Raw genomic sequence first — 13,880 nt, 5'->3', positions numbered from 1 at the left:
CTCAGGACGCCCGCGCGGCTTCCCGGCGATCCGCGCGCCGCTTCAGCTTCTTGGCATGCCGTTCCAGCCACAGGTAGACCAGGCAGGCGAGCAGCAGCGGTATGAGGAAGTACAGCACCCGATAACCGATCAACGCGGCGACCAGTTCTCCGCGGGAGAAATGATCGCGCAGCACGGTGATGAACACCGTCTCGATCACCCCCAGGCCCGCCGGCACATGCAACACAACGCCGGCGATGCTGCTGATCATCAGGGTCGCCAGCACTTCCGGGTAGCTCGCCGAGGCGGGCAGCAGGCTGTAGATCAGCAGCGCCATCATCGACCAGTTGCTGGCCCCGGCGATGCCCTGCAGCGCAGCGAGGCGCCAGGTCGGCAGGTTCAGCCGGTAGCGCTTCCAGCCCCAGGCACGGCGGCTGGCGAAGCGACAGGCCAGCAGGTAGGCCGCGCCCAGCAGCAGGAGCAACACGCCGATTGCCCGCAGGCCGCTCTGGCCGAGGGACCAGCTCTGCGGCAGGTCGGGGAAACCAGAGACAAACAGCGCCCCCGCCAGCAGCAGGTAGCCGTACCAGTTGGTGATCAGGCTGAAGGTGAGGATGCGCGTGATGTCCCCCGTGCTCATCCCCAGTCGCCCGTAGAGGCGGTAACGCAAGGCGATGGCTCCGACCCAGGAACTGAGGTTGAGGTTGAAGGCGTTGCACACGAAGGCCACGGTGAATACCCGGCGCACCGGCAGCGGGTGGCCGATGTAGAAGCGGCTGAGCACATCGAAACTGCTGAAGATGCCGTAGCTGCAAATGGCGATCAGCATGCCCAGCGCCAGGGTGCTGAGCGGGTATTCGCGCAGCAGGCGGAATACCTCGTCCCAGTCGGTAGCGCGTAACAGCAGGAACAGCAGGACCGGCAGGGCAATCAGCAGCGCGATATTGAAGGCTCGGTTGGCCCGCTTCCAGAAGCGCTTGTGGTTCATGGCTGCACCTGCGAATGGCCGGCCTCATCGTCGATGCTGGCGGGGTGGAGCATCTGCCGGTGTGCCGGCAACTGCCCGGCGATGGCGGGGAAGTGACGCAGGAAGTGGAAGCTCAGGAACACCAGCGGCGCGCGCCACCAGTAGCCGCGACGGGCATGCTGGCGGGTGACGCGGCGGCAGCTGTCGACGGCCAGGCGCTGCAGGTGCTCGTCCAGGCCACCGGCGAAGGCCTCATCCTCGATCATCAGGTTGCCTTCCAGGTTCAGCGACAGGCTCAGCGGGTCGAGGTTGCTGGAGCCCACCGTGGCCCAGTGCCGGTCGACCACCGCGACCTTGCCGTGCAGCGGGCGCTCGCAGTACTCGTAGATTTCCACGCCGTCGCGCAACAGCGTGTCGTAGAGCAGCTTGCTGCATAGCCGGACCAGCGGCATGTCGGGCAGTCCCTGGAGAATCAGCTGCACCTTCACCCCGCGCCCGGCCGCATCGCGCAGGGCGCGCAGCAGGCGATAACCGGGGAAGAAGTAGGCATTGGCGATCAGCAGCCGCTCCTTCGCCTGACGGATGGCGCGCAGGTAATGCTGCTCGATCTCGGTGCGGCGGTAGAGGTTGTCACGGATGGCCAGGCAGGTCCGGCAAGGGCCCGCCGACCCGCCGGGGTGCACGGCGTCGGCGGCGGGAATGTCGCCGCCCTCAAGGTAAGGAGCAGGGCTGAGCAGATCCAGGCAGGCGCGGCGAATGTCTTCCACGCCGGGGCCTTCGACCCTCACTGCGTAGTCCTGCTTGGCCATGGTGCCGAAGTCGGCCAGGTGGTCGGCGCAGTAGTTGATGCCGCCGACGAAGGCCACGGCACCGTCCACCACCACATGCTTGCGGTGCAGGCGGCGGAACAGGTTGGTGCGCATGCCCAGCAGCAGTGGCTGCGGGTCAAACAGGTGCAGCCGCACACCGGCATCCAGCAGGCCGCCGACAAAACCTGCGTCCAGGTCCGGCGTACCGTAGCCGTCGGCGGTCACTTCCACGCGAACGCCGCGATTGGCAGCGTCGATCAGTACCTGGCGCAGCTCGCGCCCCACCTTGTCGTCACGCAGGATGAAGGTTTCCAGCAGAACTTCGTGCCGCGCGCTCTCGATGGCGCGGAACACGCTGGGAAAGAAATCCTCGCCATTGATCAGCAGCTCCACGCGGTTGCCGTCGCGCCATACCTCCTTCATAGCGACACCTCCGCGAGCAGCGGCAGGTGATCGGAGAGGTGTGGCCAGGGCTTGCGGTTGAGCACTTCGCTCAAGGTGACCTTGAGGTGGCGCACGTAGATGCGGTCCAGGCGCAGCAGCGGCCAGCGCGCGGGGAAGCTGCGCGGTTCGCCGCCGCTCTCGGGGAAGGCTGGGCGCAGGCCGCAGCCGGCAAGGACGCCGGTGGCTTTGCAGCGCCAGTCATTGAAATCACCGGCGACCACCACCGGGTCGTTGGCGGGCAGGTCGTCGATCAGCGCGCACAGCAGTTGGAGCTGTTTCTGCCGTTGCACCTCATGCAGCCCCAGATGCACACAGACCGCGTGCAGCCTGCCTTCGCCGGGCAGGTCTATCTGTGCATGCAGCAGGCCGCGTTCTTCGGTGCCGGCCACCGACACATCGCGGTTGTCCCAACAGCGAATCGGCAGGCGCGAGAGCAGGGCATTGCCATGATGACCTTCGGGGTAGACGGCGTTGCGTCCGTAGGCGAAGGCCGGCCACATGCTGTCGGCGAGGAATTCGTACTGGGGGGCGTGGGGCCAGTTGGCATGGCGCTCGGCGTGCAGCTGGTGTTCGCCGTGGACTTCCTGGAGGAACACCAGGTCCGCCGAGGTCGCGCGCACCGCATCGCGCAGCTCATGCAGGATGAAGCGGCGGTTGAAGGCGTTGAAACCCTTGTGGGTGTTCACCGTCAGCACCCGCAGCAGGGTATCGGCCTGCGCCTGGGCAAGGCTCTGCGGACCGGCCTCGGCCTGGGTCATGTGCCTCCTCCCCATGGAGTGAATATTCCGACGCCGGGCCTGCCCTTGGCGATTTCGGGCCTCCGCGTCTACTGGTTCCGACTGAGCCACGCGGGCGACGTTCAGCCGGATTGCCCGACGGTCAGTCGTCGCTGCGACGCAGAGCGAGCAAAGCCAGCGAACGAGCGCTTAGCGGGTAGGCGGCGCCGAACTCCCAGTTCTGCCCGTGCTCCTGCGGTTCGGCGCTGTCCAGCAGGTACTGCCAGTCGCGGCCCTGGGCAGTCTCCGGAAGGATGAAATCGAGACCCTCGTGCCCGGCGTTCAGCAGCAGCAAAAGGGTGGCGTCACCGCCGCTGCGGCGGATGCCCGTGGGTTGCGCGCGACCGTCCATGAGCATGCCGAGACTGCGCCGTTGCGGGTCGTGCCAGCGATCCTCGGTCATTTCCTCGCCCTCGGGCGCGAGCCAGGTGACGTCACGCACCCCCAGGCCCTCGTTATACTCGCCCACCAGGAAGCGCCCGCGCCGCAGGATCGGGTAGGCCTGGCGCAGGCGGATCAGCCGGCGGGTGAAGGCCAGCAATTCGTGGCCTTCGTCGTCGAGGTTCCAGTCCACCCAGCCCAGTTCGTTGTCCTGGCAGTAGACGTTGTTGTTGCCCTGCTGGGTGCGGCTGAACTCGTCACCGGCCAGCAGCATGGGCGTGCCCTGGGAGAGCAGCAGCGTGGCGATCAGGTTGCGCATCTGCTGCACGCGCAGGCGGCGGATGCCCTCGTCGTCGGTAGGGCCTTCGACGCCGTGGTTCCAGGAACGGTTGTCGTCGTGGCCGTCGCGGTTGTCCTCACCGTTGGCCTGGTTGTGCTTGTGGTCGTAGGTGACCACGTCGCGCAGGGTGAACCCGTCGTGGGCAGTGATGAAGTTCACCGAGGCATAGGGCCTCCGGCCACGCTGGTCGTAGAGGTCGCCCGAGGCGGTGAGACGCCGCGCCAAGTCCGGCAGCTGGCCTTCATCGCCACGCCAGAAGCTGCGCACGGTGTCGCGGAAGCGGTCGTTCCACTCCACCCAGCCGGGCGGGAAGCCGCCCACCTGGTAGCCGCCGGGGCCGCAGTCCCAGGGCTCGGCGATCAGCTTGCGGTGGCTGAGCACCGGGTCCTGGCGGCAGGCGACGAGGAAGCTGTGGCGTTCGTCGAAACCGTCGGCGTAGCGCCCGAGGATCGACGCCAGGTCGAAACGGAACCCGTCTACGCGCATCTCCGTGGCCCAGTAGCGCAGCGAGTCGGTGACCATCTGCAGCACGCACGGGTGGCTCAGGTCGAGGGTGTTACCAGTGCCCGAATCGTTGACGTAGTAGCGGCGGTTGTCGGCCTGCAGGCGGTAGTAGGAGACGTTGTCGATCCCGCGCATGCACAGGGTCGGGCCCAGCTCGTTGCCTTCGGCGGTGTGGTTGTAGACCACGTCGAGGATCAGCTCGATACCGGCGGCGTGCAGGTGCGCGACCATTTCCTTGAACTCGTTGACGTGGCCGCTGGCAAGGTAGCGGGCCTGGGGCGCGAAGAAGGCGATGCTGTTGTAGCCCCAGTAGTTGCTCATGCCCTTTTCCAGCAGGTGCTTGTCGTCGAGGAAGCCATGCACCGGCAGCAGTTCCAGGCTGGTGATGCCCAGCTGTCGCAGGTGCTGCAGCAGCTCGCTGTTCATCAGACCGGCGCAGGTGCCGCGCAGGCGCTCGGGCACCGCGGGGTGGCGCATGCTCAGGCCGCGCAGGTGGGCTTCGTAGATGACAGTCTCGTCCCAGGGCACGCGCACCGGCTGTTGCTCCCCCCAGGTGAAGGCCGGATCGATGACCTTGCACTTGGGGACGTATGCCGCGCTGTCGCGCTCGTCGAAGCTGAGATCCGCATCCGGCGAGCCAATGGTGTAGCCGAACAGCGATTCGGACCATTTAAGTTCACCCACCAGCTGCCGCGCATAAGGATCGATCAGCAGCTTGTTGGGGTTGAAGCGGTGCCCCGCGTCGGGTTCATAGGGGCCATGCACGCGATAGCCGTAGATCTGCCCCGGATGGGCATCGGGCAGGTAGCCGTGCCAGATCTCGTCGCTGTATTCGGGCAGCTCGATGCGCTCGATTTCGTGCTTGCCCTGGGCATCGAACAGGCACAGCTCGACCCGCGTGGCGTGGGCGGAGAACAGCGCGAAGTTGACGCCCAGGCCATCCCAGGTGGCCCCCAGCGGGAAGGGGCGGCCTTCGGTGACGCGGGACTGTGCTCGTCGGGTCATGGCCGGCTCCTGGGGTCAGATACTCTGCTTCTTCGTGCGTGGCTTGGGCGCCGCTGGGTTGCCGGGAGTCGCTGCCTCGGCCGGGCTGGGCTTGGGCTTGCCCTTGGCAGTGGGCGTCACGGTCGGCGCACTTCTGGTCGGCTTGGCCTTGGCCGGGGACTTGCGCTCGGCCTCCGGCGGTGTCGGCGTCACGGTTTCGCCTTCGTCCTGGTCCGGCACTTCCGGGTCTGCCTTGGGCAGCCGGCCCTTGCGCCGTGGCGGCTCCTGGAGGAGGGCGGGCTTCTCCGGTTCCTTGTCCCCCTCGAAGCGGGGTTTTACCGGCTCCTGCGTACCATCGGCATTTCCTGCCTCGGCTTCGGCGAGGCTGCGCGCCATGCGCCAGTGGCGGTCATGCTGGCCTTCCGGGCGCCCCTCGGACTCCCAGATCTGGTAGGCCAGTTCGCGGACTCTTCGCTCATTGACCTTCATCGTTCACCTCCGGATATGAGCAGGTTGACCGGGGTCTCACCGAGCAGCTCAGCCAGGCGGGGTTCCCCGTTGTGCGGTTCGAGCGGGCCAGCCAGCCCGTTCCAGCGGATGGCGGCCAGCGAGGAAGGCAGGTGCAGGCGCGTGTCCGTCCAGCGCGCTGGTGGCACCTGCGGCAGTGAAGAGTCGCCGAGGAGCCCGGCTACGCAGCGCGGCACCACGACCAGCAGGTGTTGGCCGGCGTGGCTGCGGACGAAGGCGGCGACCTGTGCGGCGTGCTCGCCGCGTGCTTCCAGCGGCAGGTAGTCGCCAGCTGCGAAGAGTGCCGGCCAGCGCTTGCGCAGCCCGAGGGCCCAAGCGAGCAGCGCCTGCTTGATGCGGCCAGTGCGCCAGTCGCGCAGCAGCGCGGGCCAATCCGGCGGGCCGTCCAGCGTGGTCTCCAGGCTGGCGAAGTCCGGGATGTGCCGGTTGTCCGGGTCGACCAGGCTGAAGTCCCAGAGCTCACAACCCTGGTAGAGATCCGGAACCCCGGGCGTGGTGTTGCGCAGCACGCACTGAGTCAGTCCATTGAGCGCTCCGGCCGGCATCAGGCTGCGTGCTGCTTCGGCGATGGACCGGCGCAGCGCTGCGCCGTCGTCCGCCAGCAGGATGCCGGCGAGAAATTCGCCGCAGACGCGTTCGTAGGCTTCGTTGGGCGCGCTCCAGTCGCTGTCCAGCTTGGCCTCGCGAATCGCCTTGCGCTGCCATTGCTCGATGCGCCGGTGATACTCGCGCAGGCCTTCCGCGTCGTCGGTGTCGAGTTCCAGCGGCCAGCTGCCGAGCAGGCACTGGTAGAGGATGAGTTCGTCGCCGCCACTGGGCGCGGGGCCACGGGCGATGTGCTGGCGCAGCGGCGCGGCGAGTTTCCACCAGCTCCAGGCCCGCTCGGCGAACCACCCGGCGCGCTCGCTGAGCACCGCCAGGCGCGCCCGGCAGTCCTCGCCGCGCTTGTGGTCGTGGGTCGCGGTGGCCAGCATGGCGCGGGGGAAGTTGCGCAGGCGCTTCAGGCAGGCGAGGTGGAAGGCGTCCGTATCGCCCCCGAGGGTCTGCGGATCGAAGCCGACATCGTTGCGCCCCAGCGCTGCCGCCGAGCGGTAGCAGGCGGTGTCCTCCAGGGACTTGGCAGCGATCGGTGGTGTGAGCTGCTGGAATCGGTCCAGTGCCAGTTTGCGCAACTGCCGCATCGGGCCGGGCGGCTGGTTGCGCAGCGCCTCGCCGCCGAGCATGCGATCGAGCCAGCCGAGGGTGCGCTGGTCGCCCGGTTCCAGGTGTTGCTGGGCCTGTTCCAGCGCCTGGCTGAAGAAGTGTTCGTCCTGCTCGGAGCGGCCCAGTGCGTCGGCATAGGTGCGATAGACGGGGAAGGCGACGAGCAACTGGAACAGCGCGCGGCGGATCGAGCCCAAGGGGATGTCGCGGCTGGCCAGGGTGAACCGAGCGATGTGCCAGAGCTGCAGTGCAAGGCCTTCGACGTCGCCCGCGAACAGCGAGGCCAGCACATGTTTGCGCGCCTGGCGGACTTCCTCGGTGAATCCGTCCTGCCGGCCGCTGACCTCCAGCCACAGGTGGCGCAACAGCGACTCGCCGTGGGCGTCGTGCAGCAGCTGCGACACCTGGTTCATGAAGTCGTACCCGGTGGTGCCTTGCACCTTCCAGTCCGCCGGCAGGGCTTCGCCGGGGCCGAGGATCTTTTCCACGTAGACCGGTGCGCCGCGGGTGGCTCGCCATAGGCGTCGGCAGTAACCGCGCGGGTCGGCGAGGCCGTCCGCATGGTCGATGCGCAGGCCGTCGATCAGCCCTTCATCCATCAGTTGCAGCAGGTAGGTGTGGCTGGCCTGGAAGACGTCCGGGTGTTCGGCGCGCAGGCCTACCAGTTCATTGATGTCGAAGAAACGCCGCCAGTTGATGTCGTCCGCCGCCACCCGCCAGTTGGCCAGGCGGTAATGCTGCTGCTCGATCAGTCGGTGCAGGCTGTGCCAATCCTGGCGGTAGGACGCCAGCAGAGTGGTGAGCCGTCCGCTGTCGGCAAGCGGAGCGGCCGCTTCCCGGCAGAGCGCCTGCGCCAGATGACGGCCCAGCGGGTGGTGGTGCAACTCGACGAAGCGCGGCGCCAGGGCCAGCAACTCGGGGCATTCGGTGTGGCAGAGGATCATTCCGTAGCTGGACGGGCAGACCGGGAATCGTTGCTCGCCGTAGCGCAGCAGGAAGCGCGCGCTGGCGTTGTCGTAATCCAGGCAGATGCGCCCCGCGGTCACCTCGTCGATATAGTCCTCACCCAGGCACGGCAGCAGCACCTGCTGGTCCAGCAGCGGGTCGTCGCTGTGCCAGCGGATGTCGAAGAAGTGCGCATAGGGGCTGTCCAGGCCCCACTCGAGCACGTCCTGCCACCAGGGATTGGCGTCGCCGATACGCATGTGGTTGGCCACGGTGTCGACGATCAGCCCCATGCCGTTCTGCCGAAGGCCCGCCACCAGCCGGCGCAGCGCTGGCTCGCCGCCCAGCTCCTCGCTGATGCGGGTCGGGTCCACGGAGTCATAACCGTGCATCGAGCCCGGCTGCGCAGCCAGTAGAGGTGAGGCATACAGGTGGCTGATGCCGAGCCGCGAGAAGTAGTCCAGCCAGGGCAGGGCGTCATCCAGGGTGAACTCCCGGTGGAACTGCAGGCGCAGGGTGGCGCGGATTTCAGCCATGTTCACGCCCTCCGTCACGCGCACGGCGAAGGCGTTCCATGCGCGCACGCACTTGCGGGTCGTCGAGCAACTCTGCGGCGTTGCGCTCGAAGCGCCGTCGCCAGTTCGGATGCGCATCGCCGGGCCCTGGCAGGTTGGGCTGCTCGATGCAGGCGAGGGCGTCTTCCAGCGGCAGCAACACCAACGGCGCAGGCGTGACCCCCAGGAACTCGATGGCGCCGTCCAGCACCGGATCTGACTGGATCTGGTTCTCGCCCAGGGCCCGGCGCAGGGCGAAGGACTCGTGCTGGCGGGTATTGCGCTCGTCCGCGGCGGTCTCGCGGCTGCGCTGGCCGAGCTGCTCGCGCCAGTCGATGTCGCGGCCTTTCTGCCAGCCCTCCAGGGTCGGCAGGTCATGAGTTGTGCTGGTGGCCAGGGCGTTGTCTGGCCACTGTGCCGGTGCGAAGAAGCGGCCGTGCTGCTGCTCGAACAGCAGCACGCGCATGCCCAGGATGCCGCGCTCGGCCAGTGCCTCGCGCAGCCCCGGTGGCACGGTGCCGAGGTCCTCGCCGATGATGATTGCCTGGGCGCGTTCGGCTTCCAGGCAGATCAGCCGCAACAGGTCCTGGATCGGATAATCGAGGTAGGCGCCGTCCTGTGGCTCCGCGCCGGCTGGAATTACCCAGAGCCGGCGCAGGCCGAGGATGTGATCGATACGCAGACCTCCGACGTAGCGCAGGTTCGCCCGCAACATCTCGATGAAGGCGCGGAAGCCATTGCGCCGCAAACCGTCCGGGGAGAAGGCGCAGATGCCCCAGTTCTGCCCGGCGCGGTTGAGGATGTCCGGCGGGCAGCCGACGCTGACGCCGGTAAGCAGTTCATCCTGGCGCATCCAGGCCTGGCTGCCGGACGGTTCGGCACCCACCGCGAGGTCGGCGATCAGGCCGATGCCCATGCCGGCGGCTTTCGCGTCGGTCTGCACCTGCCGCAGGCCGCGGGCGATCAGCCACTGGCCGAACGCCTGCTGGCTGATCGCCTGTTCTTCGTCGACCATGAAATGGCCCAGCTCGGTGCTGCCGGCGTTACGGTAATCCTCGGGCCAGAACCGCCAGTCCAGCCCGTCGCCAGCTTCGGCGCGGCGCAGTTGCAGGACCTGGAAGCAGCAATGCTGCAGCAGTTCGGCGCCACCGAGATTGCGGAAGGCGAGGAAGTCTTCATGCAGCTCGCCCGCGTCGTGCTGGAACTGCCCGTAGAGCTGCGTCAGCAGCCGGTCGCGCAGGTGGGCGACGCCCAGCCAGTCGATCAGCGGCAGCGCTTGCAGGCGCGCGAGTTCGGCTCCCAGTCCGGCGGCGGCGAGCGCCTCACGTACCGGTTCATCGCCCAGTACCAGCCCCGGGGCGGCATAGAGTTCGTTGAACAGCAGCCGGCTCGACGGCGAATAGGGGCTGTAGATCTGCCGCGAGGCGGGGAACATGGCGTGAACCGGACTGATGGCGATGGCATCCGCGCCGTGCCCGGCTGCCGCACGCACCAGTTGGGCGAGGGCGGCGATGTCGCCGGCGCCACCGTCCTGCTCGCGGCGCAGGGAGTACAGCTGCGCGGAAAGGCCCCAGACACGCTGCCTTCCGCCACAATACTGCGCCACCGACGGACAACGCGGGGGCGCCACGGCAAGGATGATTTCCCGCTCGCCCAGGTGCAGGGGGTAGTAGCCCGATTGCTCGATCGCGGGTAATTGTCCGTGTTCGTCGACCTGGCCTTCGCTGTGGCCGCTGTCGTCTTCGTTGAACAGCTTGTAGCGGCTCCCGGGTGGCACCGGAACGGCAATCGGCTGCCCTTGGTCGGCGGTAATCAGCGGTGGCAGCTCTGCCTGGCGGCGCTCCAGCGCATCCAGGCTCTGGCGAATCTGCTCCGGGCTCCGCGCCGGAAAGCCGAGCGCTTCCAGCACAGAGCGCTGCACCTCGGCGGTCAGGCGCTGCGGGCGGTTGTCGGCATCCATCCAGTCGATGGCCAGGCCCGCTTCGCTGGCCAGGCGCTCCAGTTGCGCATCGCTCATCAGGTCGTCTCCAGGCTGGCGACCAACGCGGCGGCGCCCAGCCAGCCGTGGCGGTAGTGCGCCACACCCTGGCCACAGCAGAACAGCACCTGGGCGCCTTCGCCCGGCGGTTCGATGGCGACGTCGTCCGAGCCGAGGTTGAGGTCGATGCGCCAGAGGCTGCCGTCACCGAGCCGCCATTTCGCGCTCAGCGCACGCTCGGCCAGCGGTTGCGCATCCAGTGCGCGGGTGCCGGGCAGGTGGGGTGTCAGCCAGCGCTGACGCAGCGCCAGCAGCTGCCGGCAGTGCGCTCGCCAGGTGTCGTCACCCTGCTCGGGACGAGGCCGGGAAGCCACGTAGGTCTGGTAGTCATTGGGATCGGGAATCCAGGCGGCCGCGCCCGGCGAGGAAAATCGGCTGAAGCGCCTGAACTCTTCGCGCCGGCCTTCTGTGACAGCCCGCGCCAATTCGCCCTGGTAGTCGGTGAAGAACAGGAAGGGCTGTTGCTCGCCCCATTCCTCGCCCATGAACAGCATCGGCACCATGGGGCCGAGCAATACCAGCGCACTGGCCGCGCGCAGCTGGTCCGTGCGCGCCAGGGTGGTGAGGCGCTCGCCCAGCGCACGGTTGCCGACCTGGTCGTGGTTCTGCAGGAAGGCCACGAAGGCCTGAGGACTCAGCTGGTCGCTGGGCTCGCCGCGGGCGATGCCGCGGTAGTCGGTCTCCCCCTGGAAGGCGAAGCCCTCGCGCAGGCAGCGGCACAACTGCTCGATCGGGGTGTGCGAGTAGTCGACGTAGTAGCCTTCGTTCTCGCTGGTGAGCAGGACGTGCAGGCAGTGGTGCAGGTCGTCGTTCCACTGGGCGTCGAAGCCACGCTCGCCCTGCAGCAGGCTGGCCTCATTGTTTTCGTTCTCCAGGATCAGGTGCAGCTCACGGCCTTCGGTGGCCCGGCGGGCGCGTTCGGCCAGTTCAAGAAGGAAGCCCTTGTCGGAGATGGCGTGCACGGCGTCGATTCGCAGGCCGTCCACGCGGTACTCGCGCACCCACATTTCGGCGTTGCCGATGAAGAACTCGCGCACCGCCGGATGGCGGAAGTCGATGGCCGGGCCCCAGGGCGTCTGCTGGTCGGCGCGAAAGAAGGCGCTGGCGTAGCGGCCGAGGTAGTTGCCCTGCGGGCCGAAGTGGTTGTAGACCACGTCGATGAACACCATCAGCCCCAGGCCGTGGGCCGTGTCGATCAGTCGGCGCAGATTGTCCGGATCGCCATAGGCACACGACGGCGCGTAGAGCAGCACACCGTCATAACCCCAGTTGCGCCGACCGGGGAAGGCATTGAGCGGCATCAGTTCGATGGCGGTGATACCCAGCGCGGCCAGCTCTTCCAGTCGCCCCTGCAACGCCGAGAACCCATCGAACAGTCCGACGTGGACTTCGTAGATCACCGCTTCGTGCCAGGGGCGGCCGCGCCAGTTCGGGTACAGCCAGCGGTAGGCGCCGGAGTCGACCACACGGCTTTCGCCTTCGACACCACCGGCCTGGTCCCGCGAAGCCGGATCCGCAACCTGCAGGTCGTGGTCGATGCGGTAGCGGTAGGTCTGCCCGACGATGGCTGGAACCTCGGCGCTGAACCAGCCGTCCTCGATCTTTTCCAGATCGTGGCGTTTGCCACCGCCCAGTTCCACCTCGACGCGCTGCGCATCCGGCGCCCACAGCGAAAACCGCACCTTGCCGTCGGGCAGGGTCATCGCGCCGTGCTGCAACGTCATCGCACGGCCTGCGCCGGCACCCGTTGCAACAGGCGCTGGTAGAGGGAGGTATAGGGACGCACGGCTTCGTCCCAGGGCAGCGGTGACTCCATGGCCTTGCAGCGCATGGCGTGCAGCAGTTCGGGGTAGCGGTAGATGTTCAGCGCGCGGCGCACGGCGTCGAAGTAGCTGGCGGGGGTCTCGTCGCGGAACAGCAGGCCGGTGACGCCATCGATGATGGTGTCGGCCAGCCCGCCGGTGTGCCGGGCGATGGGCAGCGACCCAAAGCGCTGGGCGTACATCTGGCTGAGGCCGCACGGTTCGTAGCGCGAGGGCATGAGCAGGAAGTCGCTGGCGGCGTAGATGCGTCGGGCGGTGGTCTCGTCGAAACCGACCTGCACGCCGACCCGGCCCGGATAACGCTCGGCGAGTTCGCGCATGGCCTGCTCCAGCTCCGGTTCGCCGCAGCCGATGGACACCAGCCGGCCACCGGCGGCAACCATCTCGTCGGCGATCGCCAGGGTCAGGTCGATGCCTTTCTGCTGGACCAGCCGCGAGACCACCGCAAACAGCGGGCCGCGCCCAGGGAGCAGGCCGAACTGCTTCTCCACGTAGTCGGCATTGCGGCGTTTCCCGGCAATGTGCGAGGCGTCGAAACCTTCAATCAGGTGCGGATCGGTCAGCGGGTCCCAGCCTGCGTCGATACCGTGGGTGATGCCGCTCAGTTGGCCGCGGTCACGACGCTGGGCAAGCACGCCGTGCATGCCGCAGCCGAGATCCGGACCGGTGATCTCACGGGCATACGTCTCGCTCACCGTGGTGATGTGGCTGGCATGACTGATACCGGCCTTGAGGAACGACAGTTTGCCGTAGAACTCCATGCTGCCCGGCAAGCCGGCGGAGTCCGGCAGGCCCAGCTCGGCGCAGCAGCCCAGCGGGCAGGAACCCTGGTAGCCGAGATTGTGGATGGTCAGCACGCTGGGTGTTGTCTGCCCGCGCCAGGCCATGTAGGCCGGCGCCAGCGCGGTGGGCCAGTCGTTGACGTGGAGCAGATCCGGGTACCAGGCCAGTGCGCTCATGCCGGCCACGATATCGGCGGCGGCCAGGCTCAGGCGAGCGAAGCGGATGTGATTATCAGCCCATTCGTGGCCGTTCTGGTCGACATAGGGAGTGCCGGGACGGTCATAGAGCTCGGGGCAGATCACTGCATAGACCACCAGCCCGTCGGCCAGCTTCAGCTCGCCGATGTCACAGGCCGGCAGCGCGGCGAGACCTGGCAGATGCCCGACTATCTTGCAGGCGATCGCGCCCTTGAGTACCTGCGGATAGCCGGGGATCAGCACACGGATATCGTGATCGGCGAGCAGTGCGCGGGGCAGGGCGGCAGAGACGTCACCCAGGCCGCCGGCCTTGACGAAGTCGCTGAATTCGGAGGTGGCGAAGAGTATCCGTTTGCGCCGCTGCGGCGGCGTACCATCGGCCGACGGGATCGGGGTGAGGTTGACTGTGGCTTCTTCCAGGCGCACATCGGCCAGCTGGTTACGCATCGTTGACTCCTCGATTCGTCAGGGGGACTGGCGTTTCCTGTCAGCCCCGTGGTTCTCCGTGGTGTTTGTCCTGTCCTGCGGGGGACCGGCCCCCAACGGGTGAAGTTTCGAATTTCTGCCGACGCGCGCTACCGACGTGGCGGCATCCCGATCAGCGCGGGAGCCGCTTGCTTGGAGG

General features: G+C 67.6%; 9 protein-coding genes. All 9 read right to left on the bottom strand.

What is annotated here, in order from left to right; translation table 11 throughout:
• Position 1: 1 nt before the first annotated feature.
• Positions 2-967 carry a lysylphosphatidylglycerol synthase domain-containing protein gene (locus IB256_RS08995; protein WP_192402196.1) on the bottom strand — a complete coding sequence of 322 codons (966 nt, stop codon included), beginning with the start codon at positions 965-967 and terminating at the stop codon, positions 2-4.
• Positions 964-2,178: a cardiolipin synthase ClsB gene (gene clsB, locus IB256_RS08990; protein ID WP_192402194.1), complete on the bottom strand. Its 1,215-nt coding sequence runs from the start codon at positions 2,176-2,178 to the stop codon at positions 964-966. The genes IB256_RS08995 and clsB overlap by 4 nt, the downstream gene beginning before the upstream one ends.
• Positions 2,175-2,957, bottom strand: a complete 783-nt coding sequence (locus tag IB256_RS08985; protein WP_192402192.1) for an endonuclease/exonuclease/phosphatase family protein — start codon at positions 2,955-2,957, stop codon at positions 2,175-2,177. Before IB256_RS08985 ends, clsB begins: the two co-directional genes overlap by 4 nt.
• Before the next feature lie 121 nt (positions 2,958-3,078).
• Positions 3,079-5,205, bottom strand: coding sequence for a glycogen debranching protein GlgX (glgX, locus tag IB256_RS08980; protein ID WP_192402190.1), 2,127 nt, complete (start codon positions 5,203-5,205; stop codon positions 3,079-3,081).
• Between the two features lie 15 nt (positions 5,206-5,220).
• Positions 5,221-5,673 carry a DUF2934 domain-containing protein gene (locus IB256_RS08975; protein ID WP_192402188.1) on the bottom strand — a complete coding sequence of 151 codons (453 nt, stop codon included), beginning with the start codon at positions 5,671-5,673 and terminating at the stop codon, positions 5,221-5,223.
• On the bottom strand, positions 5,670-8,396 hold the full coding sequence (gene treY / locus IB256_RS08970; RefSeq protein ID WP_192402186.1) for a malto-oligosyltrehalose synthase: 2,727 nt from the start codon (positions 8,394-8,396) through the stop codon (positions 5,670-5,672). Before treY ends, IB256_RS08975 begins: the two co-directional genes overlap by 4 nt.
• Positions 8,389-10,431 carry a 4-alpha-glucanotransferase gene (malQ, locus tag IB256_RS08965; RefSeq protein ID WP_192402183.1) on the bottom strand — a complete coding sequence of 681 codons (2,043 nt, stop codon included), beginning with the start codon at positions 10,429-10,431 and terminating at the stop codon, positions 8,389-8,391. The genes treY and malQ overlap by 8 nt, the downstream gene beginning before the upstream one ends.
• Positions 10,431-12,176: a malto-oligosyltrehalose trehalohydrolase gene (treZ, locus tag IB256_RS08960; RefSeq protein ID WP_192402181.1), complete on the bottom strand. Its 1,746-nt coding sequence runs from the start codon at positions 12,174-12,176 to the stop codon at positions 10,431-10,433. Before treZ ends, malQ begins: the two co-directional genes overlap by 1 nt.
• On the bottom strand, positions 12,173-13,702 hold the full coding sequence (glgA, locus tag IB256_RS08955; RefSeq protein ID WP_192295894.1) for a glycogen synthase GlgA: 1,530 nt from the start codon (positions 13,700-13,702) through the stop codon (positions 12,173-12,175). The genes treZ and glgA overlap by 4 nt, the downstream gene beginning before the upstream one ends.
• Between the last annotated feature and the right edge of the window lie 178 nt (positions 13,703-13,880).

Source organism: Pseudomonas sp. PDM17 (assembly GCF_014851985.1).
Taxonomy (GTDB): Bacteria; Pseudomonadota; Gammaproteobacteria; order Pseudomonadales; family Pseudomonadaceae; genus Pseudomonas.
The sequence above is the reverse complement of the archived record's forward strand: the minus strand, read 5'-3'. Positions and strand labels throughout refer to the sequence as shown.